24 protein-coding genes and 2 pseudogenes are annotated in these 26,567 nt (G+C 63.5%); 17 read left to right on the top strand and 9 right to left on the bottom strand.

Features of this window, described 5'->3' with window-relative positions:
* Nucleotides 1-266: 266 nt before the first annotated feature.
* The 3 genes from gyrB to dnaA form a co-directional block, all read right to left on the bottom strand.
* A complete protein-coding gene (gene gyrB, locus ACNANG_RS11835) occupies nucleotides 267-2,663 on the bottom strand; it encodes a DNA topoisomerase (ATP-hydrolyzing) subunit B (RefSeq protein ID WP_420227529.1) in 2,397 nt (798 codons plus the stop codon).
* A gap of 214 nt (nucleotides 2,664-2,877) precedes the next feature.
* Complete coding sequence (gene dnaN / locus ACNANG_RS11830; protein WP_420227325.1) at nucleotides 2,878-3,984, bottom strand: DNA polymerase III subunit beta; 1,107 nt, start codon at nucleotides 3,982-3,984, stop codon at nucleotides 2,878-2,880.
* A 169-nt stretch (nucleotides 3,985-4,153) separates the two neighbouring features.
* Nucleotides 4,154-5,743: a chromosomal replication initiator protein DnaA gene (dnaA, locus tag ACNANG_RS11825; protein WP_420227324.1), complete on the bottom strand. Its 1,590-nt coding sequence runs from the start codon at nucleotides 5,741-5,743 to the stop codon at nucleotides 4,154-4,156.
* Nucleotides 5,744-6,287: 544 nt separating this feature from the next.
* On the opposite strand from dnaA, the gene rpmH reads away from it, so the two are divergent.
* From rpmH to ACNANG_RS11745, 16 genes and pseudogenes are all read left to right on the top strand, one after another.
* Nucleotides 6,288-6,422 (top strand): 50S ribosomal protein L34, encoded by a 135-nt coding sequence (rpmH, locus tag ACNANG_RS11820; protein WP_179582598.1) that lies wholly within the window; start codon nucleotides 6,288-6,290, stop codon nucleotides 6,420-6,422.
* Nucleotides 6,423-6,542: 120 nt separating this feature from the next.
* Nucleotides 6,543-6,953, top strand: a pseudogene (locus ACNANG_RS11815) (ribonuclease P protein component); the annotation flags it as partial.
* Between the two features lie 247 nt (nucleotides 6,954-7,200).
* Nucleotides 7,201-7,485 (top strand): membrane protein insertion efficiency factor YidD, encoded by a 285-nt coding sequence (gene yidD / locus ACNANG_RS11810; protein ID WP_420227528.1) that lies wholly within the window; start codon nucleotides 7,201-7,203, stop codon nucleotides 7,483-7,485.
* A gap of 63 nt (nucleotides 7,486-7,548) precedes the next feature.
* Nucleotides 7,549-9,228 carry a membrane protein insertase YidC gene (gene yidC / locus ACNANG_RS11805; RefSeq protein ID WP_420227323.1) on the top strand — a complete coding sequence of 560 codons (1,680 nt, stop codon included), beginning with the start codon at nucleotides 7,549-7,551 and terminating at the stop codon, nucleotides 9,226-9,228.
* 129 nt (nucleotides 9,229-9,357) lie between these two features.
* On the top strand, nucleotides 9,358-10,854 hold the full coding sequence (mnmE, locus tag ACNANG_RS11800; protein ID WP_420227527.1) for a tRNA uridine-5-carboxymethylaminomethyl(34) synthesis GTPase MnmE: 1,497 nt from the start codon (nucleotides 9,358-9,360) through the stop codon (nucleotides 10,852-10,854).
* A 19-nt stretch (nucleotides 10,855-10,873) separates the two neighbouring features.
* Nucleotides 10,874-11,098, top strand: coding sequence for a hypothetical protein (locus ACNANG_RS11795; RefSeq protein ID WP_420227322.1), 225 nt, complete (start codon nucleotides 10,874-10,876; stop codon nucleotides 11,096-11,098).
* Entirely contained in the window at nucleotides 11,085-11,777 is a 693-nt protein-coding gene (locus ACNANG_RS11790; RefSeq protein WP_420227321.1) for a helix-turn-helix transcriptional regulator, read from the top strand. The genes ACNANG_RS11795 and ACNANG_RS11790 overlap by 14 nt, the downstream gene beginning before the upstream one ends.
* A 114-nt stretch (nucleotides 11,778-11,891) precedes the next feature.
* Nucleotides 11,892-12,263: a VOC family protein gene (locus ACNANG_RS11785; RefSeq protein WP_420227320.1), complete on the top strand. Its 372-nt coding sequence runs from the start codon at nucleotides 11,892-11,894 to the stop codon at nucleotides 12,261-12,263.
* An 86-nt stretch (nucleotides 12,264-12,349) separates the two neighbouring features.
* Nucleotides 12,350-13,096, top strand: coding sequence for a GntR family transcriptional regulator (locus ACNANG_RS11780; protein ID WP_420227319.1), 747 nt, complete (start codon nucleotides 12,350-12,352; stop codon nucleotides 13,094-13,096).
* A 31-nt stretch (nucleotides 13,097-13,127) separates the two neighbouring features.
* Nucleotides 13,128-14,144, top strand: a complete 1,017-nt coding sequence (locus ACNANG_RS11775) for a Bug family tripartite tricarboxylate transporter substrate binding protein (RefSeq protein WP_420227318.1) — start codon at nucleotides 13,128-13,130, stop codon at nucleotides 14,142-14,144.
* Nucleotides 14,029-14,760: pseudogene (locus tag ACNANG_RS11770) on the top strand (DUF1028 domain-containing protein); the annotation flags it as partial. The gene ACNANG_RS11775 and the pseudogene ACNANG_RS11770, both read left to right, overlap by 116 nt.
* Nucleotides 14,761-15,073: 313 nt before the next feature.
* The gene (gene hutC / locus ACNANG_RS11765; RefSeq protein WP_420227317.1) at nucleotides 15,074-15,838 is read left to right on the top strand and encodes a histidine utilization repressor; all 765 of its coding nucleotides are present in this window, start codon (nucleotides 15,074-15,076) and stop codon (nucleotides 15,836-15,838) included.
* Nucleotides 15,839-16,056: 218 nt separating this feature from the next.
* Nucleotides 16,057-17,055: a Bug family tripartite tricarboxylate transporter substrate binding protein gene (locus ACNANG_RS11760; protein WP_420227316.1), complete on the top strand. Its 999-nt coding sequence runs from the start codon at nucleotides 16,057-16,059 to the stop codon at nucleotides 17,053-17,055.
* Between the two features lie 7 nt (nucleotides 17,056-17,062).
* Nucleotides 17,063-18,067 carry an ornithine cyclodeaminase family protein gene (locus tag ACNANG_RS11755; protein WP_420227315.1) on the top strand — a complete coding sequence of 335 codons (1,005 nt, stop codon included), beginning with the start codon at nucleotides 17,063-17,065 and terminating at the stop codon, nucleotides 18,065-18,067.
* A gap of 61 nt (nucleotides 18,068-18,128) precedes the next feature.
* Entirely contained in the window at nucleotides 18,129-19,565 is a 1,437-nt protein-coding gene (locus ACNANG_RS11750) for a UbiD family decarboxylase (RefSeq protein ID WP_420227314.1), read from the top strand.
* A gap of 61 nt (nucleotides 19,566-19,626) precedes the next feature.
* Nucleotides 19,627-20,553: a LysR substrate-binding domain-containing protein gene (locus ACNANG_RS11745; protein WP_420227313.1), complete on the top strand. Its 927-nt coding sequence runs from the start codon at nucleotides 19,627-19,629 to the stop codon at nucleotides 20,551-20,553.
* Here ACNANG_RS11745 and otnI read toward each other — a convergent pair.
* From otnI to ACNANG_RS11715, 6 genes are all read right to left on the bottom strand, one after another.
* Complete coding sequence (otnI, locus tag ACNANG_RS11740) at nucleotides 20,501-21,409, bottom strand: 2-oxo-tetronate isomerase (protein ID WP_420227312.1); 909 nt, start codon at nucleotides 21,407-21,409, stop codon at nucleotides 20,501-20,503. The genes ACNANG_RS11745 and otnI overlap by 53 nt on opposite strands.
* Before the next feature lie 16 nt (nucleotides 21,410-21,425).
* Nucleotides 21,426-22,307: a DUF1932 domain-containing protein gene (locus ACNANG_RS11735; protein WP_420227311.1), complete on the bottom strand. Its 882-nt coding sequence runs from the start codon at nucleotides 22,305-22,307 to the stop codon at nucleotides 21,426-21,428.
* 43 nt (nucleotides 22,308-22,350) lie between these two features.
* Entirely contained in the window at nucleotides 22,351-23,286 is a 936-nt protein-coding gene (locus tag ACNANG_RS11730) for a 2-hydroxyacid dehydrogenase (RefSeq protein WP_420227310.1), read from the bottom strand.
* A gap of 9 nt (nucleotides 23,287-23,295) precedes the next feature.
* Nucleotides 23,296-24,099, bottom strand: a complete 804-nt coding sequence (locus ACNANG_RS11725) for a class II aldolase/adducin family protein (RefSeq protein WP_420227309.1) — start codon at nucleotides 24,097-24,099, stop codon at nucleotides 23,296-23,298.
* A gap of 14 nt (nucleotides 24,100-24,113) precedes the next feature.
* A complete protein-coding gene (locus tag ACNANG_RS11720) occupies nucleotides 24,114-25,199 on the bottom strand; it encodes a tripartite tricarboxylate transporter substrate-binding protein (protein WP_420227526.1) in 1,086 nt (361 codons plus the stop codon).
* Between the two features lie 72 nt (nucleotides 25,200-25,271).
* Entirely contained in the window at nucleotides 25,272-26,069 is a 798-nt protein-coding gene (locus tag ACNANG_RS11715; protein ID WP_420227308.1) for an enoyl-CoA hydratase/isomerase family protein, read from the bottom strand.
* Between the two features lie 229 nt (nucleotides 26,070-26,298).
* Here ACNANG_RS11715 and ACNANG_RS11710 point away from each other — a divergent pair, with 229 nt between their 5' ends.
* Nucleotides 26,299-26,496: a DUF2256 domain-containing protein gene (locus ACNANG_RS11710; RefSeq protein ID WP_420227307.1), complete on the top strand. Its 198-nt coding sequence runs from the start codon at nucleotides 26,299-26,301 to the stop codon at nucleotides 26,494-26,496.
* The last annotated feature ends 71 nt before the right edge of the window (nucleotides 26,497-26,567 follow it).

The following is a 26,567-nucleotide window of genomic DNA, read 5'->3' as shown; positions in this document are numbered from 1 at the left end:
TGACTTCAAGTCACGAGGTTGAGCTATGCAGTTTTGCCCCGAGCCAAGCGATCTGGTACTAACTCTGAGAATCTCTTGATACTAACTTCCACGCTTGGCAGTATCTGCAAGAACTTACGATTGCCATGATCTCCACCGATGTGAGTCGGAATCAAAGCCCCAGAAAGCTCGGTACGCTCCAAACAAAAGAGGCCACCTCACGGCAGCCTCTCTAATACATCTAACTCATTTAGGATAAATCTAGATTCCCACAGAAATTCACACCCTCAAATATCAATATTCCCCGCCATCAACGCATGCTTTTCAATAAACGCGCGTCTTGGCTCCACATGATCCCCCATCAGCGTAGTGAAAATCTCATCCGCTGAAATCGCATCCTCAATCTGCACCTTCATCAACCGGCGCACAGTCGGATCCATCGTCGTCTCCCACAGCTGCGCAGGATTCATCTCACCCAGACCCTTATACCGCTGCTTCGAGATCGAACGCTCGGCTTCAGACCGCAGCCACTGCATGACTTCGCGGAAGTCATTCACATACATCTCTTTGGCCTTCTCGCCCTCACCACGAACGATACGGCCACGTTCCCCGATCAAGCCCTGGAACGTTTCCGCAGCGTGATGAAGAATGCCGTAATCCGACCCGGCAACGAATGCCTCATCGATCACGCTGACGCGGATGTTGCCGTGGTGGTTGCGATGCACCTCAATGCGCCACTTTTCGGCGGCTTCGTCGTACTTCGCAAACACCTGCACCACGCCCGGCAGTGACGGGTTTTCCAGCGCGATTTGCAGGCGTTCGGCGGAGGCGACTGCGGCGGTTTCGTTGCTGACGTCAACGACCGTGCCTTGAACGATGGCGCTCAGCGTTTTTTCGTCGATGAAGCGGGTGACGCGCGCGATGACTGCGTCGGCCAGGTTGTATTGGCGGGCGAGTTCGGTCAGGGCGTCGCCGGCAATGGGGTCGGCGCCTTCGGTGGGGTAGAGCTTGGCGTCGCGCAGGGCCAGGGTCAGCATGAACGCGGTTTCTTCTTCTTCGTCCTTCAAGTACCGCTCATCACGTCCTACCTTGACCTTGAAGAGGGGCGGCTGGGCGATGTAGATGTGGCCGCGTTCGATCAGTTGCGGCAGCTGGCGGTAGAAGAAGGTCAGCAACAACGTACGGATGTGCGCGCCGTCGACGTCCGCGTCGGTCATGATGATGATGCGGTGGTAGCGCAGCTTGTCGATGTTGAAGTCTTCGGCGCCGATGCTGGTGCCCAGCGCGGTAATCAGCGTGGCGATCTGTTCGGATGCGATCAGTTTGTCGAAGCGGGCTTTTTCGACGTTCAAGACCTTGCCGCGCAGGGGCAGGATTGCCTGGAATTTGCGGTCGCGGCCTTGCTTGGCGGATCCGCCTGCGGAGTCGCCCTCGACCACGTAGATTTCGGACAGGGCCGGGTCCTTTTCCTGGCAGTCGGCCAGTTTGCCGGGCAGGCCTGCGCCTTCGAGCACGCCTTTGCGGCGCGTCATTTCGCGGGCCTTGCGGGCGGCTTCACGGGCGCGCGCGGCTTCGACGATCTTGGCGCACAGGGCCTTGGCGTCGATGGGGCGTTCCTGCAGCCAGGTATCAAGCGCGCGGCCCACGGCGTCTTCGACGGCGGGGCGCACTTCGCTCGAGACCAGCTTGTCTTTGGTCTGGCTGCTGAATTTGGGATCGGGCACCTTGACGGACAGCACGCAGGTCAGGCCTTCGCGCATGTCGTCCCCGGTGGTTTCGACCTTGGCTTTCTTGGCCAGCTCGTTCTGTTCGATGTACTTGTTCAGGACACGCGTCATCGCGGCGCGCAGGCCGGTCAGGTGGGTGCCGCCGTCGCGCTGCGGAATGTTGTTCGTGAAGCAGAGGACGCTTTCGGTGTAGCTGTCATTCCACTGCATGGCGATTTCGACGCCCACGGGCACGCCGCCGGCTGCCGATTCGACGGCGACGTTGAACACGTTCGGGTGCAGAACGGTCTTGGCACGGTTGATGTAATCAACGAAGCCTTTCACGCCGCCACTGAACGCAAAGTCTTCTTCCTTGCCCTGGCGCTGGTCGACCAGCTTGATCTTGACGCCGTTGTTCAGGAAGGAGAGTTCGCGCAAGCGCTTGGCCAGGATTTCGTAATGGAATTCGACCGTCGTGAAGATGGCGGTGTCGGCCAGGAAGTGCACTTCGGTGCCGCGCTTTTCCGTCGGGCCGACCTTGGCCAGCGGTTCGACGCGCGCCCCTTGGCGAAATTCCATCTTGTAAACGTCGCCGTTGCGATAGATGGTCAGGCGCAGCCATTCGGACAGTGCGTTCACGCAGGACACGCCCACGCCGTGCAGGCCACCCGACACCTTGTACGAGTTCTGGTCGAACTTGCCGCCGGCATGCAGTTCGGTCATGACGATTTCGGCGGCGCTGCGCTGGAATTCGTCATCCTTGTGGATGTCGGTGGGGATCCCGCGGCCGTTGTCGGTCACGGAAATGGAGTTGTCGGTGTGGATGGTCACGACGATTTCGTCGCAGTGACCGGCAAGCGCTTCGTCGATGGCGTTGTCGACCACCTCGAACACCATGTGATGCAGGCCGGTGCCATCGGACGTGTCCCCGATGTACATGCCTGGACGCTTGCGCACGGCCTCCAGCCCCTTCAGCATCTTGATGGAATCGGAGCCATAGGCGTCCGACGCACCAGCGATGTGGGCATTGATCGCCGTGTTCGACGTCAGGTGGCTGTTATCCGTGTCGCCGGTTTCTGGCGAAGTGTTCTGTTCGGTCATAAGCGTGTAAACCATCCACACTGCCGAGCCCCGTGACTCCGGGCCCGGCAGTTAAAAAACTACGAGACGATAGAAAGCAGACTGCGGCGCGTCAGATGCGCATGGGCATCACGACGTACTTGAAGTCGGCGTTGTCGGGCAGCGTGATCAGCGCCGACGAGTTGGCGTCACCGACGCCCCACTGCACGGTTTCGGCCTTCAGGTTGCCCAGCACGTCGAGCAGGTAGCTGACGTTGAATCCGATATCGAGCGGTTCGAAACTGAAATCGATATCGAGCTCTTCCTGCGCTTCTTCCTGTTCGGCGTTGCTGGCCGAGATTTTCAATACGTGATCGGCCATCTGCATCCGGACACCCTTGAACTTGTCGGTGGTCAGGATGGCGGCGCGCTGCAGGCTGCGCTGCAGCGCTTCGCGGGCGATCAGGAAATGCTTGGTATAGCCGCTCGGGATTACGCGCTGGTAATCGGGGAACTTGCCTTCCACCAGTTTGGAAATCAGTTCGATTTCGGCAAAACGGAAACGGATCTGGTTGGCGGCCACGTCGATCTGCACGGGCTCTTCGGAATCATCCAGCAGGCGCAGCAGTTCCAGCACCGTTTTGCGCGGAATGATCACTTCCTGCTTGGGCGATTCGGTTTCGGTCGTGACCGAGCAATAGGCCAGGCGATGACCGTCGGTCGACACGCAGCGCACGTCAAAACCGTCGATGACCAGCAGCATGCCGTTCAGGTAATACCGGATGTCCTGCTGGGCCATCGCGAAATGGACCATGTTCAGCAGATGCTTAAACGACTTTTGCGTCATGGTGAGCGACGCGTTCCAGGTCGCCGGCTGGGCGACCGTGGGGAATTCCTCGGCGGCAAGGGTCTGCAGCGCGAACCGGCTTTTGCCGGATTGCACGGACAGTTTCTTGTTCGCCAGCGACAGCGACACGTCACCCGTGTCGGGCAGGGCGCGCAGGATATCCAGCAGTTTGCGCGCCGCGACCGTCGTCGATTCAGACGCATCACCCACGCCAAAGTCGGCATGGGTGGTGATCTGAACCTCGATATCGGTCGATACGAACGACACGCGGCTGCCGTCCTTGCGCAACAGGATGTTGGCGAGGATGGGAAGCGTGTGCCGACGCTCCACGATCCCTGACACGGTCGAGAGCGGCTTGAGGAGTGCGTCGCGTGAGGCTTTCACCAATTGCATATCCAATCCTTCTTGGGGTTGGTCGTTAAATAGGAGCCTGTGGATAACTCGAACATCAGCAAAACGTATTTTAAATCAACAGCTTGGTTGCTCTGCGGGGCGACCCTGCCGCAAGCGTGGCGCGAGTATGACCAACAACCATGTCAACCCTACACGTCACGCGCGGCGATCAGCCCTTCAGCGTCTGTTCGAGGACATGCAACGAGTGGTTCAGCTCGGCCTGTTTGGTCCGGGCTTCCGAAATTTTTCGTACTGCGTGCAGCACCGTGGTGTGATCGCGGCCGCCGAACAGTTCGCCGATCTCCGGCAGGCTTTTCTGCGTCAGTTCCTTGGCCAGGTACATGGCGATCTGCCGCGGCAACGCGATATTGGCAGGCCGGCGCTTCGAATACATGTCGGCGACTTTGATCTTGTAGAAGTCCGCGACGGTTTTCTGAATGTTTTCGACGGTGATCTGGCCGTTCGATACCGACAGCAGATCCTTCAAGGCGTCCTTGCAGACTTCAACGCCAATCGCGCGGCCGTGAAACTTGGCATAAGCCAGCACTTTACGCAGCGCGCCTTCCAGTTCGCGAACATTGCTGCGCAAATGTTTGGCAATGAAGAATGCACATTCTTCGGGCAGCGGCATGCCCTCGGTTTCTGCCTTCTTGAGCAGAATGGCCACCCGCATTTCCAGTTCCGGCGGTTCGATCGCGCAGGTCAGACCGGAATCGAATCGCGAGATCAGGCGATCGTCGATACCCGCCAGTTCCTTCGGATAGGTATCGCTGGTGATAATGATCTGCTTGCGCAACGACACCAACGCTTCGAACGCATAGAAGAATTCTTCTTGCGTACGGTTCTTTCCAGAAAAGAACTGAATATCGTCGATCAGCAGCAGATCGAGCGAATGGTAATACCGCTTGAACTCGTCAAAGGCCTTGCGCTGATAGGCTTTCACCACGTCGGACACGAACTGTTCCGCATGGATATACCGCACCCGCGCGCCGCTGTTGTCGGCCACCATCGAATTACCGATCGCGTGAATCAGGTGGGTCTTGCCCAAGCCCACGCCGCCATACAGGAACAGCGGGTTATAGGACGTGCCCGGATTTTCAGCGACCTGCAATGCCGCGGCGCGCGCCAGCTGGTTGGCCTTACCCGTCACGAAATTGTCGAAGGTCAGGTCCACGTTCAGACGCGACCGCTCGTAAATGCCGGTGGCCTCGTTCAAATCGGATTTGGCGTTATGCACAGGCGCGCGAGCGCCGCCGGCATCACCGGAACCTTGTTGACCGCCATGCTGCGCACCGCCATTGCCCGGGCCGGTATACGGACCCGAATACGGGCCGGTCTGCTGCGCGGGCAGGCTGCCGTTGCCTTGGCCGTTGTAGCTGGGACCATCACCGGGGTAGGCGGGCTGCTGCGGCGCACGTGACTGCAACGGCGCGCTGGCGCCCCGACCCGGGTTGGGCTGTTGCAGGTGCTGCAAGCCGTTCTGCGACCGGGGCGGGGGAGGTTCGACCGCGCGAGGGGCGTCGAGCTCGAACTTCACCTGTATCGGGCGCTGGAACCATTCCGCCGCGATCGATTCGATGCGGCCGCAGTAGTTGCTGCGTACCCAGTCCATCTTGAAACGGTTCGGGGCAGCCACCCGCAAGACCCCGGCGGATTCGTCAAAGGCCACCGGGACGAGCGGCCGGATCCACGCACTGTATTGCTGTGGCGGCAGTTCGCGCTCGAGCGTCTGGGCGCAGGTTTGCCAAAAATCTTCCATGAATCTCGCTAGATAGTAGGCCCACATCACGCAGCCTTTGCGGACGGGATCGCGCTTGGGCGTCGCTGTGCCAAAGTGCGGCTGCCAAAGTGCGGCTGTCCAAGTGCGGCTGTTTACGTACAACCGCTCAAGCGCAGCCTCGAGGTCCAGCCACTCAGCCACAGTCAGTGCTTAGTGTAATCACCCCCTGCAAGGGAGTGCATCACTGCCCGGGCGAACGACAAAAACGTCGGTCCGAAACGTTCCATTCTACTCCTCCAACACCAAGTTATCCACAGGGAAGCGACTTTTCCCCACGTCTCCAGCCCGCTTCCGCATTGACAGACGCACAAAAGTTTGATGAAATGTAAGGCTGTCCGGAGTTTGGAACGCGTGCTTGCGTCCAGATCGGACGAAGAATCATCGGAAAGGCCCTGGGTTGGTAGCAGCCTGCGGTTCCTGTCTTGTAGGTTCACGTACTTCTTGTATGTGTACGTACTGATAGATGGGGGCGGCAGCGAGCTAGGCAATGCTCCGGGGCGGCCAACCACCAACCGGAATCGTCATGAAACGTACCTATCAGCCTTCAGTTACCCGCCGCAAGCGCACCCACGGTTTCCGTGTGCGTATGTCTACCCGTGCAGGCCGCGCGATCATCAACGCGCGCCGCGCCAAGGGCCGCAAGCGTCTGGCTGTATAAACGCCACGCCCATCACGGGGTGTGCGTACCAGGTGTGCTCAATGTCTGGCGGGCAGGTCTTGCCGCTGAACCCATCTGGCGCGGGATCGATGTCCCGATTCCACACCCCATGACCAGGTCATGTCGTTGACATCGCGCGCGTCGTTTCCCGGCACCGCGCGGCTGCGTAGTCCGGCGGAATTCGCCCCTGCGCTGAAAGGGCGCCGCCTTGCAAGAGGGGCGCTTTTTGTTTTGAGCGTCGCGCCGCCGCCAGCGGTGCAGGACGCGCCGTCTGGCGACACCGACACGCAGACTGCGGCAACACCCCAAGCACGCCTGGGCCTGGTGATCGGCAAACGGTATGCGCCTTTGTCGGTCAGCCGGAGCGCGATCAAACGGGTGATCCGGGAAGCCTTCCGCCACAAGCGGCTGGCCCTGCCTGCGGGCGACTACGTGGTGCGTTTGCACACGCGGATCCCATCCGTCTCGTTGACGGCGCTCAAGCACATGACCCGTCTGGAAATGGACGGGCATTGGCTGCGCGCGGCGCGATCGGGCAGGAACGACGCTCGGGCCGATGCACGACCCGACGCCCGGACCGGTGCTGGCCTGGACCTCCGGGGCGTGAGCCAACCCGCAGGTCGGCCCGGCCCGCGGGTCGCGGACAACGCAGTGACGCCCGACAAAGGTGCGGAACGTGATGGAACTCGTGTCTGAACAGGATGCCCAAGCTCAGCAGGACGGCCAGGCCCAGGCTCCGACAAGCCAGGGCGGCGGCGTTCCGCATGGATCGACGCCGCTGCGGCGCCTGCTGATCTGGCCCATCCGTTTCTACCGTTATTTCCTGAGCCCCTGGATCGGCCAGTCCTGCCGGTTCACGCCCACCTGTTCCGTGTACACGATGGAAGCCATCGACGTGCACGGCCCCGGGGCGGGTGTGTATCTGGGGTTCAAGCGTATTTGCCGGTGTCACCCGTTTTCTCCGGGGGGCCTGGATCCCGTGCCGCCCGCGCCCGGCGCAGCTGGCCGACGCACTGCCGACACATCCTCCACCGATCATTCGACTTCCAAGCCGCCTGTATGAGATCTGTCAGCTCAAGGCAGCTAAACTAGCGGACTTTGCCGCGACGACTGGAACCAACCGTCCATGGACATGCAACGCACCATCCTCTGGATGATCTTCTCGCTTTCTCTCCTGTTCCTATGGGATGGATGGCAAAAATACAATGGGCAGCCGTCCATGTTCGGCACGACGCCGGTCAAGACCGCCACCACCGACGCCAAGCCCCCGGTGACCGCGCCTGACGGCAGCATTCCGTCGGCCGCGCCTGGCGCCGCCGCGGGCAGCACCGCCGTGCCCGGCTCGGCGCCTGCCCCGGCGCCGGTCGAAGCCAAGGCCGAAAAGATCGTCGTCACGACCGACGTGCTGCGCCTGACCTTCGACACGCTGGGCGCCCAGATCGTCAAGGCCGAGCTGCTCAAGCAGCCCGACGTCGAAGACCACACCAAGCCCACCGTGCTGCTCGACGAATCGACCAGCCGCACCTACCTGGCCCAGAGCGGCGTGGTTGGCGCACCGGCCGGCGCGGCATTCCCGACGCATCGCACCCTGTTCCGTCCGGTCACCGACGCGCGCCAGCTGTCGGGCGACGCCATGGACGTGTCGTTCGAAGCCGAAAGCGGCGGCGTCAAGGTCATCAAGACCTATACGCTGCGCCAAGGCCGCTACGACATCGACGTGCGCCACGACCTGTCGAACGTCAGCGATGCGCCTTTGGCACCGTCGCTGTACCTGCAGCTGACGCGTGACGGCGGCAAGCCGCCCGGCGAAAGCCACTTCTACAGCACGTTCACGGGTCCGGCCATCTACACCTCGGAACACAAGTTCCAGAAGGTGCAGTTCAGCGACGTCGACAAGAACAAAGCCACGTTCGCCAAGTCTTCCAATGACGGCTGGCTGGGCATGGTGCAGCACTACTTTGCCGTGGCCTGGGTGCCGCCCGAAGGCGCGCCGCGCACGTACGACATCACCAAGCTCGATTCCCGTCTGTACGCCGTTCGCGCCGTGCAGCCCGTCGGCACGCTGTCTCCGGGCACCGGCAACAGCATCGAAGCCAAGCTCTGGATCGGTCCGCAAGACCAGCAGGCCATGGCTGCCGTGGCCCAGGGCCTGGATCTGGTCGTCGACTATGGCTGGCTGACCATCATCGCCAAGCCGGTGTTCCTGCTCATGACCTGGCTGCACTCGATCCTGGCCAACTGGGGCTGGACCATCGTGGCGCTGACCGTGCTGATCAAGCTGGCCTTCTACCCCCTGTCGGCCGCCGGCTACCGCTCGATGGCCCGCATGAAGAAGGTCACGCCGCGCATGACCGCGCTGCGCGACAAGTACAAGGATGATCGCACCAAGCTCAACACCGCGATGATGGAGCTGTACAAGAACGAGAAGATCAATCCGCTGGGTGGTTGCCTGCCGATGATCGTTCAGGTTCCGGTGTTCATCTCGCTGTACTGGGTGCTGCTGGCGTCGGTCGAAATGCGCAATGCGCCGTGGATCGGCTGGGTGCGCGACCTGGCCTCGCCCGATCCCTTCTTCATCCTGCCCGCGCTGATGATGGGCACGATGTTCCTGCAGATGCGCCTGAACCCGAAACCGCCGGACCCCATGCAAGCCAAGGTCATGATGTTCATGCCCCTGGTGTTCGGCGGCATGATGTTCTTCTTCCCGGCCGGCCTGGTGCTGTACTGGGTGGTGAACAACCTGTTGTCGATTGCCCAGCAATGGTATGTGGGCAAGCAGGCGGACAAGGCGCTGGCAGCAGCGTAATGTCGATGGATCGATAAGCCGGCCGGGTTCTTGGTTCGAACCCGCCGCCGGTACACTTCACAGGCCGCCACGGTTTCCGGGCGGCCTGTGTTGTTTGTGGCGGCGCATTTTTTTCAGGATCTTCCGATGATTTCCGATCACGACCCTATCGTTGCGATTGCAACCGCTCCCGGCCGCGGCGGCATTGGCGTCGTGCGCGTGTCGTCGCCTGCCCGGCTGGATGCGTTGATCGAAGCCATCGTGGGCCGGCAACTCACGCCGAGGCATGCGCACTATCTGCCCTTCAAGGACGCCGACGGCGTGCTGATCGACGAAGGCATCGCCCTGGCCTTTCCCGCCCCGCATTCCTACACCGGTGAACACGTGGTCGAATTCCAGGGCCACGGGGGCCCGGTCGTCCTGCGGCGCCTGCTGGCGCGCTGCCTGGAAGCCGGACGGGAGCAGGGCATCCGCCTGGCTGAACCGGGCGAATTCACGCGCCGCGCATTCCTGAACGACCGCATGGACCTGGCCCAGGCCGAAGCGGTGGCCGACCTGATCGATGCGTCATCCGAAGCCGCGGCGCGCAGTGCGGCTGCGTCCATGACAGGAGCGTTTTCAGATCAGGTGACAGGCCTTGCCGACCGCATCGTGCACCTGCGCATGCTGGTCGAAGCGACCTTGGATTTTCCTGAAGAAGAGATCGAGTTCCTGGAGAAATACCAGGCGCGCAGCGTGCTCGATGCGATCGCATCGGACCTGTCGCACCTGCTCGCCCAGGCTCGCCAGGGCGCGATCCTGCGCGAAGGCTTGCACGTGGTGCTGGCCGGCCAGCCCAACGTCGGCAAATCGAGCCTGCTCAATGCGCTGGCCGGCTTCGAAGCGGCCATCGTCACACCGATCGCCGGGACCACGCGCGACAAGGTCGTGCAGCAGATCACGATCGAAGGGGTTCCACTGCACATCGTGGATACGGCGGGGCTGCGCGAGACGACGGATACGGTCGAGCAGATCGGCATCGCACGAACGTGGGCCGAGATCGAACAGGCGGACGTGATCCTGCACCTGCTGGATGCCACGCAGCCGCAGCCGGAGCTGGATGCGGCCATCACGTCGCGGCTGCCTGCAAGGACGCCGGTGCTTGAGATCGTCAACAAGATGGATCTGGTGGACGACGGCAACGATCGGGCGGGGGCGGGCGCAGGGGCCAATGCAGATGCCGATACCGGCATGGGCGGCAGCTTGAAGGCGAGTGCCGACGCCAGGAGTGATGCCGACAAGGGATCTGGTGTGACAAGTGCCGCCGACAGTGCCACCGTAGCCGGCCACCCCGCCAAGCGCTTGGGCATCTCGGCCATGACCGGGCAAGGGCTGGACACGCTGCGGCAGGAACTGCTGGCGATCGCCGGCTGGAACCCGTCTGGCGAATCGCCTTACCTTGCTCGCGAACGGCATATCCAGGCGCTGCTGCAGGCGGCCGACCACCTGGAAATCGCCGGGGAACATGCGGCGTTGAGCGACCGGGTGCTGGATCTGTTTGCCGAAGAACTGCGCTTGGCGCACGGCGCGTTGACGTCAATCACCGGCGAGTTCACAAGCGATGATCTGCTGGGGGTGATCTTTTCGCGGTTCTGTATTGGCAAGTGATCGCGCCTGGAGGCCCCTTATGACCGGCAAAAAACTGATACGCAACAGTACCGCCGACTTTCTGATTTTTACCGGACAAACCGGTGAACAGAGCATCGAAGCACGCTATGAAGACGAGACGGTGTGGTTGTCTCAGAAATGGATGGTGGAGTTGTTCCTGAATCGCCAGCGCATGGAGAGCAGCAGCTTCCTTGGCGAGGCCTCCTTCGAGCGCCTGTTGTCGACCAACCATGTCCCGCGCTGAACGCCTTCTTTCCCTCATGCAGCACCTGCGCAGCCACAAGCATCCCGTAACGGGAACGACGCTGGCGGCGCGGATGGGCGTCAGCTTGCGCACGCTCTACCGCGACATTGCCAGCCTGCAGGCGCAGGGCGCCGACATTACCGGTGAACCGGGGGTCGGCTATGTGCTCAAGCCGGGTTATCTGCTGCCGCCGCTCATGTTTTCGGTGACGGAGCTGGAAGCCTTGGTGCTGGGCATGCGGTGGGTGAATCGCAGCACGGATGACGAGCTGGGTGCGGCGGCAAAGCAGGCGATGGCGAAGATTTCGTCGGTGCTGCCGGTCGAGATGCGGCGCGAGCTGGATGCCAATACCTTGCTGGTGGGACCGCGCGACGATCCGCCCGCGCTGACCGAGCACCTGCCGCAATTGCGGGACGCCATCCGGCGCGAACGCAAGCTGGACATTGATTACACGGACGCCAATGGCGCGCCCAGTTCGCGCACCATCTGGCCGTTTGCGTTGGGCTTTTTCGAGCGGCAACGGGTGGTGGTCGCGTGGTGCGAAAAACGGCAGGGGTTCCGCCATTTCCGGGCGGATCGCCTGACCAACGTAACGACGCAAACCGTGCGCTACCCGCAGCGCCGGCTGGGTCTGCTGAAACGGTGGCGCGCCGAGGTGGGGATCACAGGCGAGCAGTGAGCACGCTCGTTCGACTGCTGACAGAATCTGTCAGTGGGCTGGAAGAAGATACGACTCTGCGCTGACACGAACACCTTCGATCAGCACGATCCTTATCCACTTCCGGAGCCTTGCATGCCCATCCCTTCGATGACCATTCTGTATGTCGACAACGCCGAGCAGAGCGGGGCGTTCTACGCGCGCCTGCTGGACCGACAGCCCGTGGAAGCCTCTCCTACCTTCGTGCTCTTCGTGCTGGACAACGGGTTGAAGCTTGGTCTGTGGTCCAAGCACACGTGCATCCCGGCGCCCGACGCCGGGGGTGGCGGCGCTGAACTTGCGATCGCGGTCGCCAGCGCGGCGCAAGTCCAGGCACTGTTCGATGCGTGGACGGCTGACGGCGTCTCCATCCTGCAGCCACCGGTCACCCTCGATTTCGGGTTCACGTTTCTTGCATCCGACCCGGACCATCACCGCGTGCGAGTGTATGCCATGGCGGCCGACTGATATCCGGCCATCAACGCGGCTCGACGGGCATTGACATCATGACGTCATGACATCATGATGTCTACAACTGCTCAAACTCCGTCGTCATGTCCATACCGAATAGCCGCCTTCCGGAAACGTCCGCTCCCCTGTATCGCCAGGTGGCCGATCGTCTTATCGCGCAGATCCAATCAGGGGATTTCCGGCCTGGCGACGCGCTGCCTGCTGAAGACGCCTTGTGCCAGACGTTTGGCGTCAGCCGCATTACCGTACGCAAGTCGATCGAAGAATTGCTGGCTCGCCATCTGGTCGTGCGCCGGCGCGGTGTCGGGACCTTCGTCAACGATCCGCGGCGCGCCACCAAGTCCGTCACGCTGACGGGAGTGATCGACGACGTGTTGCCGGGAAACCAGATCGAAGTCGTCGACGAATCGGTGGTTGCGCTGCCTTCGAAACTGGTCGATCTGTTCGGCCTGGACGATGCGCTCTGGAAGTGCATCAGTGCCGTCAACCACGTCGGACGGCACGAGCCGCTGGACTATGCCCACTTCTATTTCCCGCCCGCCATCGGCGCATCGATCACCGGCAAGGACGTGGCCGGGCCGTTGCCACCCATCAAGTTCCTGCAGGTGCAATTGGGTGTGCGCATCGACCACGCCGACCAGATCGTCGAGCCGATGAAGGCAACCGCCGACATCGCGCGGCGCCTGGACGTGCCCAAGGGTACGCCGGTGCTGCGCGCGATTCGCATCTACTACGACACGCTTTCGAATCCGGTCGAGATCGTCGACGCGGTGTACCACCCCGAGCGTTACCGCTATACGGCAACGCTGTATCCCCGCACGGAGGGGTAGCCGGTTTCCCTGTCAGCCCAAGAGGCCTTCCATGTTTGCGTTCACCCACCGTAGTGCGGCCCGCTGGCTGCAAGGCGCCGTTGTCAGCGTCGCCTGTGTGTCGAGTTCCATGGTTACCGCGATGTACCCCGCGCTGGCAGACGCGGCCGACTATCCCGTCCGTCCCGTCAAACTGATCAGTCCCTGGGCAGCCGGCGGAGCGAATGACATCTTCTGCCGGGCACTGGCGCAGAAACTGACCGAGTCCATGGGCCAGCCCGTTGTCGTCGAGAACCGTCCCGGTGCCGCAGGGACCATTGGATCGGATATGGCAGCGAAGGCGCCGGCTGATGGCTATACCCTAGTCATGGGAAGCTCGCCCACGCATTCGATCGCACCTGGCCTGTACCCCAAGCTCCCGTACGACCCGCTACGCGACTTCACGCCCGTCACCTTGGCGGCGGTCGTGCCGAACATCCTGGTCGTCCATCCTTCCTTGCCCATCCATTCCGTCCAGGAGTTGATCGCCTACGCGCAGGCACATCCGGGAAAGTTGAATTTTTCATCGACTGGCAACGGGTCGTCGCAGCACTTGTTCGGCGAACTCTTCAAGTACCTGACCAAGACCGACCTGGTGCACGTGCCTTACAAGGGCACGGCTCCCGCACTCAACGACCTGCTCGCGAACAACGTGCAGATGGCTTTCGAGAATCCGCCAGCGCTGCTGCCGCACATTCAGGCCGGACGCTTGCGCGCCCTCGCCGTGGCAGGCAGCAAGCGCTCGGCATCGCTGCCCGACCTGCCGACCGTGGCGGAGGCGGGCGTGCCAGGCTATGACGTGTCCGTCTGGTTCGGTGTCTTTGCGCCCGCAGGCACGCCCAGGCCCATCATCGATCGCTTGAATCGCGAATTCCAGAGCGCGCTGGCGTCGCCCGACATCAAGACCCGCATGGATGGCTTCGGCGCCGAGATCGTGGGTCAGGGACCCGATGGATTCGATGCCTACCTCCGGGCGGAGATACCCAAGTGGGCGTCCATCATCAAGGCGGCGAACGTCAAGATCGACTGACCGCTGCGCCACCTGCGCACACTGGGCCGCGGAGCGTCCGCGGCATGGCAGGCCGGCAGCCGATCTCGCCGGCACCCTTCCACTTCAAAGGAACCTCATGACGTTCTCGGTGATTGCCAGATGCAAGCGAACAGGAATGTTCGGTATCGCCATCGCGACGCGGCCGATGGCCATCGGCGCGAAGTGCCCCTTTCTTCGCCCTGCCATTGGTGGGCTCGTCGTCCAGGCAAACGGCGACCCGCGCCTCGGCCCACTAGGACTTGCCTTGCTGGAGCAGGGCTTTTCGGCAAGCAAGGTGCTTCGTGACATCATCGACAGCGATGGACCCGACAACATCGAGTGGCGACAGATCGCCGTCATCGACAAAGATGGCAAGACGGCCGCCTACACCGGCAAGACCAACGAGGAATGGGCCGGCCACGTTGCCAAGCAGGATTTCGCGGTGCTGGGCAATCGCCTGACCAGCGAACGCACGTTGACGGCCATGGAGCAGGCGTTCGAGGACAATGAGAACCTCGATCTCGGTGATCGCCTGGTGACCGTGCTGGAAGCCGCGCGCGATGCCGGAGGCCAGGTGGCCGGCCAGCATTCCGCGGCCTTGCTGGTGCATAACAAGAAGTCCTATGCGTGGGTCGATCTGCGGGCGGACGAGCACAACGAGCCCATCGGGGAATTGCGCCGCCTGTATGGCCTGTACGTGCCGCTCATGACCTATTACGACACCCGGCCATCCAACCCGAGCATGCCGCGCGACGACATATGGCGCAAGGAAGCAGGCGTGGCGGGGGACCGCGCTAGGGGCCCAGGCTCGCCAACACAGTATGGCGCGCTCAAATCCGAGCGTGCTCGATATCGAGCAGACCGCATATTCAAGCTTGACTATGCAAGTCTAGCCAACATAAAGTCTGGACATGCCTTAGCGAGATGCCATGTCCCCGACACATTCTGCCGCGCTGCAAGCCCCGTACGCCCGCATCAAGATGCATGTCTTGAGCAAGATCGACTCAGGCGAGTGGGAGGTAGGTGCGCGGGTGCCGTCGGAACATCAGTTGGCCGCGGAATTTGGCGTGTCGCGCATGACGGCGCGGCGCGCGATTCTGGAACTGACGCAGGACGGCGTGTTGATGCGCAGCCAGGGCGTCGGCACGTTTGTGGCGGACCGCAAGCCAATGCTGTCGGTGCTGGAAGTGCGCAACATTGCCGACGAGATCGCCGAGCGCGGGCACCGCTACAGCAACCAGGTGATCCTGCTCAATACTGAGCAGGCGTCAGAAGTCATGGCCTTGTATCTGGGCGTGGCGACCGGCTCGCCCGTCCATCATTCCATCATCGTGCACCTGGACAACCAGGTGCCGGTGCAGCTGGAAGACCGCTACACGAACCCCGCGGTCGCGCCCGACTACCTGGCGCAGGACTTCACGCAAGAAACTCCCAACGCCTATCTGTCGCGCGTCGCTCCGCTGGGCGCGGCGGAGCACACAGTGGAAGCCGTCACTCCGTCGCCCGAGATGGCGCAGTGGCTGGCACTGGCCCCAGGTCAAGCCTGCCTGCAGGTGAACCGCCGCACGTGGTCGCAGGGCGAAGTCGCGACCTTTGCGCGGCTGATTCATCCGGGCTCGCGCTACCGGCTGGGCGGCGGGATGGTGGTGCTGCAACCGCCGGTGGGCAAGGCTGCGCTGAAGCGCGTCCGCTGAAGCGGCGGATAGCATCACTCCATCGGCCCACAGAACTCCGCCTTACCGCAACCCGCGCCATCCGTATCAAACCCTTTTTTCCGCATTACCCGCAATCCGCTCCACCCGACCAGAGAACCCGGCACGACCGGCAGACGGGAGACACCGTGTTTACGTATCACCACCCGGCATGGCCCAAGGGTCGTGCCGGCAAGCATCTTGTCAATCTGGAGAGTCATATGAAAGCAGGGATCAAGATCGTCGCCAGCGTGGTTGCGCTGGTGTCCGGGATCGCAGCCACCACGGGCGTCGTTGGCAGCGCGTCCGCCGCCGAACCGTTCCCGAACAAACCCGTTCGCATCATCGTGCCGTTCGGCCCGGCCGGCATTGCCGACAGCCTGCCGCGCATTGTGGGTCAGCGATTGTCCGAACAATGGGGCGTTCCGGTCGTGGTGGAAAACCGGGCAGGCGCGGCCGGCAACATTGGCATGGAAGCAGGAGCGCGCGCCGCGCCTGACGGCTACACGCTGACCCTGGCGCCGTCGGGCAACCTGACGGTCAATCCCTTGCTGTTCCCCAAGCTGACCTTCAACACCGCCAAGGACCTGTCGCCCGTTACGGTGCTGGCCACGTCGCCGAACGTGCTGGTCGTCAACGCGTCGTTGCCGGTCAAGACCATGCCCGAGCTGATCTCGTACGCCAAGGCCAACCCGGGCAAACTCAATTACTCGTCGCCCGGCACCGGCACGGGCGCGCATCTGGCGGGTGAACTGTTGAACATCAGCGCCGGCATCGACGCCGTGCACGTGCCCTACAACGCCATGGCCTCGGCGGTGAACGACGTGCTGAGTGGCCAGGTGCAGATGATGTTCGCGGGCGTGTCGACGATCGTGCAGCACGTGCAGTCGGGCCGCCTGCGTGCCCTGGCCGTGGCCGGTCCCAAGCGCCTGGCGGTGCTGCCTGACGTGCCCACCGTGATTGAAAGCGGATATCCGGGATTCGACGTGACGTCATGGTACGGCCTGGTCGTGCCATCGGCCACGCCGCCGGCCATCGTGCAGAAGCTGCAGCAGGACATCGCCGGCGTGTTGAAGCAGGACGACATCAAGGCCAAGTTCGCGGCAATGGGTGTCGACCCGCTGGGCAATACGCCTGCCGAGTTCGGCCGCATGATCCAGGTCGAAACCAAGAAGTGGACGGACATCGTCCGCCAAGCCAACATCCAACCGCTGGAGTAAGCGCGCCATGCAATCCATAGACATCACTTACCTGAACGGCCCGGACGTCAAGGCGCTTGCGCTGACCGATGCGGAAATCCTTGCCGCCGTGGAGTCGGCGCTCGATGCGCAGGGCCGCGGCGAGACGGTCATCGAACCGCGCATGCACCTGGTGCCTGAATCGTCGGACAAGGGGCACTTCAATGTGCTGCGGGGCTACATCAAGCCGCTGCACGTCGCTGGCGTGAAGGTGGTCAGCGACTTCGTGGACAACTACAAAGTGGGCCTGCCGTCGGAAATGGCGCTGCTGAATCTGTTCGATCCGGACACGGGCAAGCCGCTGGCCGTGGTGGACGCGACCGCGATTACCGACATGCGCACGGGCGCCATGACCGCGTTGGGCGCCAAGCATCTGGCACGCAAGGACAGCAAGATCCTTGGGCACATCGGTGCGCGCGGCACGTCGTACTGGAACGTGCGGCTGCTCGACAGCCTGTATGACTTCGACGAGATCCGCGTGCATTCGCGCCGTCCGGAAAGCCGGGAAGCCTTCGCGGCGCGGCTGGAACAGGACCTGGGCAAGCCCATTATCGTGACCACCGATTGGGAGTCGTGCGTGCGCGGCGCCGACATCGTGGTCGAGGCCTCGCGCCTGCCCGAGCCGACGCCCATGCTCAAGACCGAATGGATCAAGCCAGGGGCGTTCGTCGTGCCCTACGGCACCATGAGCGCCGTGGAACTGTCATTGACCGACATCATGAGCAAGATGGTGGTGGATGACTGGGGCCAGTGCCGCAAGGGCTTGCCCTTCGGCGCACTGCGGCCGCATGTCGAAAGCGATCGCCTGAGCGAACAGAATCTGCATGCCGAGCTGGGCCAGATCGTGGCGGGCAGGAAGTCAGGGCGTGAACGGGACGACGAGACCATCCTGTTCTGGCATCGCGGCCTGTCGACCACCGACATCGCGCTTGGTCACGCCATGCTCATGAAGGCCCGCTCCATGGGTCTTGGCCAGACGCTCAAGTTCGCCTGACCCCATCCCGCCTGGACCGGGCGAGCATGCCCACGCAAGACTGATAGGACGAGACCGCCTCATGGACACACCTGACGACCTTCCCGCGACGTCCGCATCATCGACGGCACCGCAGGCCTGCGTCTACGACAGGCAGGACTTGCGCAGCTTTTTGACGCGGTATGAAGCAAGCCATCCGGACCAGGTGTTGCGGGTCTCGCAAGAAGTCGCCCTGGACTACGACACGGTCGCACTGGCCTTCGAGCTCGAAGCGCGCAAGCGCAGCCCGGTGCTGATCTTCGACAACGTGACGGGCTCGCGTTTTCCAGTGCTGATGAATCTGTTCGGCGCGCGCGATCGCTACGCCGCGGCACTGGGCGTGACCGCGCAAGAGCTGCCGCAGGCCTGGGCGTCGAACGACACCCGGCCGATACCTCCGGATGTCCTGCCAACCGGACCGGTCAAGGACGTGGTGCTGACGGGCGGCGACGTCGACCTGGGCTACCTGCCCATCATGCGCAACTTTGTCGAAGATGGCGGCCCGTATGTGACCAATGCCATGTTCATTGCCAAAGACCCGGAAACCGGCGTGCGCAATGCGTCTTTCCACCGGCTGCACGTCAAAGGCAAGACCCGCTTCGGCACCAGCCTGCACAGCCGCCGGCACTTGTGGAATTACGCCCGCAAGGCCAAGGCGATGGGGCTGACGGAACTGCCGGTGGTGGTGGTGATTGGCTGCCATCCGTTGATCACGATCGGGTCCGGCTTGTGGAAGGGGCCGATCGATGCGGACGAATACGAGGCGGCCGGGGGCTTCCTGGGCGAGCCGCTGAAAGTCGTCGAAGGCGTGACCGGGCCGGTCGAGATCCCTGCGTTTGCCGAGATCGCGATTGAAGGCCGGTTGCTGCTCGACGCCGATGAAGACGAAGGCCCGTTCGGTGAATTCACGGGCTATGCGTCCGAACGCTCGACCCGTCATGCCCTGGAAGTCACCGCCATCCTTCACCGCAAGGACGCCTTCTATCACACCATCGTTGGCGGCATCTCGGACGAACACACGATGCTGCTGGGCATTTCGCAAGAAGCGCGGCAGCTTAAGGCGCTGCGGGTGCAGTACCCCAATGTGACGGCCGTGCACTACCCGAAGTCGGGTACCTGCCTGCTGCACGTGTACGTGTCGGTCAAGGACCCCGCGCCGGGCGAGGCGCGCAATATCGCCCTGGCGGCGCTGGGCGACAACCTGAGCCTGAAGCTGGTGGTGGTCGTGGATGATGACATCGATGTGTTCAACGAACAGGAAGTGATCTGGGCGATGGCCACGCGGTTCCAGGCCGATAGCGATACCGACACCATCAAGGTCGGCATGGGCGCCATCCTGGATCCGTCCAACCATGCGGGGCAGACCGCCAAGCTCATCATCGACGCCACCATCAAGCGCAAACCCTTCCCGCGCAGGCACTCCTTGCCCCGGGAAGCCACCGAGGGAGCGCGCCGTCTGGCGGACGCCTTGCTGAAATAGTTGATGATTGCAAGGGTTTGTCCGGTGCCCTGACGACACGCAAGGCTCCCTATACTGCCGCGTGGACCTCAAACAACTCGAATACTTCATCCGCGTCGCAGAGCTGGGCGGTTTCACGCGCGCTTCCATCGCGCTCGATATCGCGCAGCCTGCGCTCAGCCGGCAGGTACGTCAGCTCGAAGTCGAGCTGGGCCATACGCTGCTCATCCGCAATGGGCGGGGCGTGACGCTGACCGAGTCCGGCAAACAACTGCTGGAGCATGCGCGCGGCATTCTGTACCAGGTGTCGCGCACCAAAGAAGAACTGGGCCGCGTCAGTGGCGCGTTGGCCGGGCGCGTGGCCGTCGGCTTGCCGCCGTGCTTTGCCAAGATCCTGACCGTGCCCCTGACCCGCGCGGTGCGCGAGCGCATGCCCAATGCCACGCTGTCGATCACCGAGAACCTGTCGACGTCCTTGCACGAATCGCTGGTCAGCGGCCGGCTCGACATCGCCTTGCTCTACAACCCGCCCGCCTCGGCGGATATCGAGAGCACGGTGCTGCTGGAAGAGAACTTCTACTTCGTCACGCGCACGCAGGACAGCCATGGCGCGGACAGCATTCCGCTGCGCGACGTGGCCAACCATGCGCTGGTCATCCCGACTCGGCCCAACACGATCCGCATGCTGGTAGAGACGGAGCTTGCGCGATTGAGCAAGCGACCCCGCATCGCGCTGGAGATCGATGGCATTGCCGCCATCCTGGATCTGGTGGCCGATGGCGCAGGCGCGGCGGTGCTGTCGAAGAACGCGGTGGACACGGCCGAACGACGCCACCTGTTCCACGCGGTGCCCATCGTCGATCCTTACCTGCGCGCGCGCCTGGCAGTGGGCGTAAGCGCGCGCCGGCCTGCGACGCTGACGCAGCAGGCCATGCAGTCGGTCGTGCGTGAACTCGTCAGTACCCTGCTGGAGAACCCGCTGACGGCGCCGGAACCGGCTCCGGCTTGATGGCGGCGAGCAGGGCGGGGTGGCATACGCTTACGGGCGCGGAAGCCGGCAGGGGTTCCCGTCGGGCTTGCCTGGCCCGCATCCACTCGAGTCCGGCCGACGTGCCGCCGCGTGCCGTGGATCGCGGGTGGTACTCGCACCCGGTCCAGCCCGTATAGCCCGATTCGTCGATCAGGTCGAACAGATACCCGTAGGCCAGTTCGCCGGTATCCGGTTCGTGCCGGTCCGGCACGCCGGCAATCTGTAGATGACCGACTCGCCCGGTCGGCAGATAGGTGCGCAGCTTCTGCGCGACGTCGCCCTCGACGATCTGGCAGTGATACAGGTCCATCTGGACCTTCAGATTGGCCGCGCCTACTGCCTTGATGATGGCATGCGCATCGTCCTGCCGGCTTAGCAGAAACCCCGGCATGTCGCGCGGGTTGATCGGCTCGATCAGGATGTCGCGGCCCGCCGCGCGGGCCTGGGCACAGCACCAGGTCAGGTTGTCGATAAAAGTGGCGCGCAGGCGCTCCAGGTCGGCACCCGGCGGCACGATACCCGCCATGACATGCAGGCGGCGACAGGACAGCACCTGGGCATATTCCAGCGCGCGCAAAAAGCCATCGCGGAATTCCGTTTTCCGGTCGGGCAGACAGGCAATGCCCCGATCGTCCGGATGCGCGCGCGGCGTGGCGTTGAAGAACACCAGTTCCAGGCCATGGTCGCGCAGCCGCGTGCTCAATTGCGTCGCGCGGTAGGCGTAGGGAAAGAAGAACTCGACGCCTTCGAACCCGTCAGCCGCCGCCGCTTCGAAGCGGTCCAGGAAATCGAGCTCCGGATACAGCATCGTGAGGTTGGCGGCGAATCTGGGCATGGATATGGACAGGGGCTTAGGCCTGGGCCTGGGGCTGACGCTTGCCTGGGGTAAGGCCGTTGCTTGACGATTGCAACTGGTCAAGCACGGTGTCGATATCGGGCGCCGACGGCGCATCCTTGAACTGGTCCAGCCGGCGATAGATCTCGGCTGCGCCTTCATGAAAGCCGGGCGGCAACCCGGCTGCTGCGAAGCTGGCTGCGATCTCTTCCATCTCTGCCACCCAGCGCCAGGCCTTGTCGGCCTTGGCCGCGACCTCGGCCGACCGCTTCACGGTCGGCGTGCTCGATAGCTGCCATTCATCCAGCAGCGCCTGTTCCACGCCCTCGTGACGGGCCAGCGCGCGGATGTTGGCAAGCAACGCAGTCGCACCTTTGGACCACGCGGCATAGCAGACCTTGAGCGCCGACGCGCTGCCCGGCGGGCCGTCAATCGCGATGGCCTGCAAGGGACTGCCTTCGAACAGGGCGGCGACCGTTGCCGCATCCTTTCCGCACAGATACAGGCGGGTGGACCCGGCAGTCTTGGGCGGCTGCCCGACGATGCCGCCATCAACGAAGCCCGCGGCGTTGGCCACGGCCTGCGCCACCTCGCGCGCGGTGTCGGGCGAGATCGCATTGGCATCGACATAGATGCCCTTGAAGCCCAGCGCCGCGACGTCGCGGGCAAGCGCGAGGGCGCCATGCGGTGGGCAGATGGACAGGATGATGTCGGCGCTTCCCACCAGCGTGGTCAGGCTGCCGCAATCTTCCAGTCCCGCCGCCTCGGCGCGGCGGCGGGTTGCGTCGCTGCGTCCTTCCGACGTCCACAGGACCCGATGCCCGAGTCCCCGCAGGCAGGCGCCAACGGCGGCGCCCATCGCACCGGGGTGAAGGATGGCCAGGGTGGGAGAGGACATGGTGGCTCCTGCTGCGGGGAAAGGGACTGACACTATAGCTGCGTCAAACTGATGTCAGCACCTTGCCCGTATCGAAGTAGGCCGCCAGGTTGTCGCCCACCAGCCGTTCCATGTCGGCACGCGATTCGCGCGTAAAGCCCGCAATGTGCGACATCAGCACCACCTGGTCCATGCTCAGCAAAGGCTCGGGCACGTTGGGTTCGTTCTCGTACACGTCAAGGCCCGCACCGCCCAGGCGGCCTTCCTGCAAGGCCGAGACCAAGGCGGCTTCATCCACCACGCTGCCGCGCGCGATATTGACCAGGATGCCTTGGGGGCCGAGCGCATCCAGGATCTCGGCCGACACCAGATGCTTTGTCGCAGCGCCACCGACGCACGCCACCACCAGGAAGTCCGCCCACTCGGCCAGTTCGCGCAGCGATCCCGCATGCTCGTGCGGCGTATCGGCGACCGGCCGGCGCGTGTGATACCGCACCGTCATGCCGAATCCGACGCCGCGCCGCGCGACTTCCTGGCCGATGCCGCCAAAGCCGAGCAGGCCCAGTCGTTTGCCATGGACCCGCGTCATCAGGGGCCGTTGTCCGGTCTTCCATCCGCCCGCGCGCACGAACCGGTCAGTGGTGCTGATGCCGCGCGCAACGTCGATCAGCAGTCCCATCGCCAGGTCGGCCACGCAGCCATTGAGCACGTCGGGTGTGTTGCTGACCTGCACGCCGTGGCGATGCGCGGCGTCGATGTCGATCTTGTCGTAGCCGGCGCCGAAGTTGGCCAGCACCTTCAGGTTGGGCATCGCCGCGAACAACGATGCATCGCACGCAAAGCGCAGGTGAGTGGCGGCAGCCTCGAATTCGGCGCCATGTTGCGTCAGGAAGGCAGCCGGGTCGGACTCTTTCCAGAGCGGATGCACGGCATATTCCTTGGCCAGCCGGGCATCGACCGCGGGTGTGATGGGACCGATCTGGAGCAGGCGGTGGGTCATGGATATCCTTCAGTTGCGGTAGCTGGCGTCGCGGCGGTCCAGCATGCGAAGCAGGGCCGGCCATTCGCGGCGCCCGTGCGGCGGATAGTTGCCGTGGATGTCGGGTGTCGGTGCGCGCCGCAACTGGTTGTACGCCTTGTCGACCGCGGCCTGCGGCGGCATGTGGATGGGGCTGTTGGCGGACATCGTCAACAATTGGGTCTGGCACGCGCGCTCCAGCCGCTGCATGTTGACGAAGGCTTCAGCCACGTCCTGCCCCACAGTCAACAGACCATGGTTGCGCAGGATCAGGGCATCCTTGTCGCCCAGGCTGCTGACCAGGCGGCGCCGCTCGTCGGTATCCACGGCCACGCCTTCGAACTCGTGATAGCCCACGCCGCCAGCAAACCGCATGGCGGTCTGGTTCAGGGGCAACAGGCCGCATTCCAGCGCCGATACGGCCATGCCCGCGGGCGTGTGCGTGTGCAGCACGCAACCCACGTCGTGCCGCGCGCCATGAATGGCGCTGTGGATGACATAGCCCGCCAGGTTAATCGTGTAGTCGGTGTTGGGGTTGTGGATGATGTTGCCGTCCAGATCGATCTTGATCAGGCTGGACGCCGTGATTTCCTCATACATCATGCCAAAGGGATTGATCAGGAAGTGCACATCGTCGCCGGGTACCCGGGCCGAGATGTGGTTCAGGATCATGTCGCTCATGCCGAACAGATCGATCAGCCGGTAACATGCGGCCAGGTCGATCCGCAGCTGCCGTTCGGCGTCGCTGATCACCGGGGCGGAGCGGGAAGAAAACAGAGCTTGCATGGTGCGCATCCTTTCGAGTCCGGTCACTGCTTTTCGATTTGAGCCTGCTCAATAACAGTACGCCATTTCCGGGCGTCCTTTTCAAAAACCGCTTTCAGCGCCTCGGGGGTACTGCTGCCCGGCTCGATGCCCAGGTCGATGAAACGCTGCCGCAAGTCCGGCAATTGCAGCGCCTTGGCGATCTCCTGGTTGAGACGCGCAACGATCTCCGGCGGTGTATGGGCCGGCGCGACGATTCCGTTCCATGAATCCGATTCATAGGACGCAAGGCCAGGCACGCCGCTTTCCGCAATGGTCGGCACATCGGGCAGGAAGGACAGGCGCTGGGTGGACGACGTACCAATGGCGCGCAGGGCGCCGCCCTTGACCTGGCCCAGCACGCCCGTCACCGTCTCCATGGCGACCTGCACGTTGCGGCCTCGCAAGGCGCCCACCACTTCCCCAGTGGACTTGAACGGGACGATGGGCACGGAGATGCGGGCCATGGAGCTGAACAGGCTGGCGGACAGGTGCTGCGCACTGCCCACGCTGATGGTGCCGATGTTGACGCGCGCCGGATCGTTGCGTGCGGCAACGACCAGATCGTTCACGGTCCTGAGCGGGCTGTCCTTGTCGACCACCAGCAGGAAGTGAAAGGTGCCGATGGTCGAGATCATCGAGAAGCTTTGCACCGGATCGTAGGGCAGGGACTTGAACAGATAGGGGCTGAAGGCGTTCTGCCCGCTGACCAGCAGCAGGGTGTAGCCGTCGGGCGCCGCACGCGCGACGGTCGATGCGGCGGTGATGCCCCCGCACCCGGCGCGTTTTCGACCACGACGCTTTGGCCGGTGGATTCCGACATCTTCTGCGCCAGCGCCCGCGTGACGGTATCGCCAAGGCCGCCCGGACCGAAGCCCACGACGATCCGGATCGGCTTGGCCGGAAACGCGGAGACAGTTGCGGAAGCGGCCTGTGCCAGATTGAGCATGCTCAGTCCCAGCAGCGCGACGGCCAGGCGTGCGCCGCGCCGCCACCAGGGCGTTGTCGAGGGGGTCATCGTGTCTCCTGCGGGGGGCTTGGGGTGGCGCCGCATGGGCGCTGCTGTGGCGGTCATCCGCGCATGCCGGCATTGTGTAACGCACGCCCCGTCCCGTCTCCCCCGCGGGCTTCCAGCTGTTATGCCGCTACGGCATTGCTCGGCATCACCGTCCCTTGAAGTCCGCCTTCCGCTTTTCGTTGAACGCCAGCACGCCCTCGATGCGGTCTTCGGTCGTGACCAGGCGGTTGTACGCTTCGATCTCGAAGCGATAGCCGGTCAGCAGATCGCCCTGCAGTCCATGATGGATGGACTTCTTGGCCTGACGGATGGACAGAGGCGCATTGGCGGCGATCGCGTCCGCGGTTGCAAACGCCTCGTCAAGCAGCGCGGCCGGCTCGCACACCCGATTCACCATGCCCCATTCATAGGCCTCCTCTGCTGAAAAGGGACGGGCACTGAAGATCAGTTCCTTGGCGCGCCGCTCGCCCACCGCGCGGGCCAGGGTCTGCGTGCCGCCGGTGCCGGGCATGATGCCCAGCCTGGTCTCCGACAACGCAAAGCGGGCCGTACGCGCCGCATAGACGAAGTCGCAACCCAGCACCATTTCGCAGCCGCCGCCAAAGGCGTGCCCGTTCACCGCCGCGATCACGGGGATAGGGCAGTCGAGCAGGGTGATGAACATGCGTTCGAAGATTTCGTGCTGGGCGCGCCACGCCTCGTTGGTCATGCCGTCCCGCTCTTTCAGATCCCCGCCGGCGCAGAACGCGCGGTCGCCCGAGCCGGTCAGCACCACACACCGCAGCGCGCCGGGCCTGGCCGTCAGGCGCGTCCACAGGTCCAGCGTGTCTTCCCCCATTTGCGTGTTGATCGCATTGAGCACTTCCGGGCGGTTCAGCGTGACATGCAGGACGTGATCGTTGCGTTGTTCAACGAGCAGGGTGGCGTACTGGGGAAAAGACATGACGGACCTCTTGAAGGGGGCAGCGGCGCCCAGTGAGCGAACGGATGCGCCAGTGTGCCAAAGGTTGGACGACAACGGCGTAACGGGCCGTTGCGTAAGGCACGGCAGAGCCGCCGGGTTCCATGGCATGCTTGCTATTCGCGGGGCGATGCCGATACCGGCAGGCAATGCGATCCGTTTTTACCGGCCACCCTGTTCACATGCCCCATCCAGGATCAGATAGCCTGTCATGCCCCGCGGCGACACCCGACTCAAGAGCAGCCACCCTGGCAACAAGGCCAACCTTCCCAGCAAGCCCTGCCAGGCCTGCGGCCGGCCCATGACCTGGCGCAAGGCATGGTCGAAGAACTGGGAGTCGGTGCGCTATTGCTCGGACCGCTGCCGCGCCGCTGGCCGCGCCGGGCCTGCCGGACCTGCCCGTGACTGAGTTACCGGACAGCGCCGAACCGAAGGCGCGGGCAGAGGCGCAAGCACAAGCGGACGCACGAACGCGCGCGC

Origin of the sequence: Pigmentiphaga litoralis (assembly GCF_048632615.1) — a bacterium.
Classification (GTDB): Bacteria; Pseudomonadota; Gammaproteobacteria; order Burkholderiales; family Burkholderiaceae_B; genus Pigmentiphaga; species Pigmentiphaga litoralis_B.
This window is presented reverse-complemented; position numbering and strand designations above follow the sequence as displayed.

Coding starts and splice junctions, on each gene's coding strand:
- gyrB (WP_420227529.1), bottom strand. CDS start 2,663: ATGCTGAAGGGGCTGGAGGCCGTGCGCAAGCGTCCAGGCATGTACATC.
- dnaN (WP_420227325.1), bottom strand. CDS start 3,984: ATGCAATTGGTGAAAGCCTCACGCGACGCACTCCTCAAGCCGCTCTCG.
- dnaA (WP_420227324.1), bottom strand. CDS start 5,743: ATGGAAGATTTTTGGCAAACCTGCGCCCAGACGCTCGAGCGCGAACTG.
- rpmH (WP_179582598.1), top strand. CDS start 6,288: ATGAAACGTACCTATCAGCCTTCAGTTACCCGCCGCAAGCGCACCCAC.
- yidC (WP_420227323.1), top strand. CDS start 7,549: ATGGACATGCAACGCACCATCCTCTGGATGATCTTCTCGCTTTCTCTC.
- ACNANG_RS11795 (WP_420227322.1), top strand. CDS start 10,874: ATGACCGGCAAAAAACTGATACGCAACAGTACCGCCGACTTTCTGATT.
- ACNANG_RS11790 (WP_420227321.1), top strand. CDS start 11,085: ATGTCCCGCGCTGAACGCCTTCTTTCCCTCATGCAGCACCTGCGCAGC.
- ACNANG_RS11785 (WP_420227320.1), top strand. CDS start 11,892: ATGCCCATCCCTTCGATGACCATTCTGTATGTCGACAACGCCGAGCAG.
- ACNANG_RS11780 (WP_420227319.1), top strand. CDS start 12,350: ATGTCCATACCGAATAGCCGCCTTCCGGAAACGTCCGCTCCCCTGTAT.
- ACNANG_RS11775 (WP_420227318.1), top strand. CDS start 13,128: ATGTTTGCGTTCACCCACCGTAGTGCGGCCCGCTGGCTGCAAGGCGCC.
- hutC (WP_420227317.1), top strand. CDS start 15,074: ATGTCCCCGACACATTCTGCCGCGCTGCAAGCCCCGTACGCCCGCATC.
- ACNANG_RS11760 (WP_420227316.1), top strand. CDS start 16,057: ATGAAAGCAGGGATCAAGATCGTCGCCAGCGTGGTTGCGCTGGTGTCC.
- ACNANG_RS11755 (WP_420227315.1), top strand. CDS start 17,063: ATGCAATCCATAGACATCACTTACCTGAACGGCCCGGACGTCAAGGCG.
- ACNANG_RS11750 (WP_420227314.1), top strand. CDS start 18,129: ATGGACACACCTGACGACCTTCCCGCGACGTCCGCATCATCGACGGCA.
- otnI (WP_420227312.1), bottom strand. CDS start 21,409: ATGCCCAGATTCGCCGCCAACCTCACGATGCTGTATCCGGAGCTCGAT.
- ACNANG_RS11735 (WP_420227311.1), bottom strand. CDS start 22,307: ATGTCCTCTCCCACCCTGGCCATCCTTCACCCCGGTGCGATGGGCGCC.
- ACNANG_RS11730 (WP_420227310.1), bottom strand. CDS start 23,286: ATGACCCACCGCCTGCTCCAGATCGGTCCCATCACACCCGCGGTCGAT.
- ACNANG_RS11725 (WP_420227309.1), bottom strand. CDS start 24,099: ATGCGCACCATGCAAGCTCTGTTTTCTTCCCGCTCCGCCCCGGTGATC.
- ACNANG_RS11720 (WP_420227526.1), bottom strand. CDS start 25,199: ATGCCGGCATGCGCGGATGACCGCCACAGCAGCGCCCATGCGGCGCCA.
- ACNANG_RS11715 (WP_420227308.1), bottom strand. CDS start 26,069: ATGTCTTTTCCCCAGTACGCCACCCTGCTCGTTGAACAACGCAACGAT.
- ACNANG_RS11710 (WP_420227307.1), top strand. CDS start 26,299: ATGCCCCGCGGCGACACCCGACTCAAGAGCAGCCACCCTGGCAACAAG.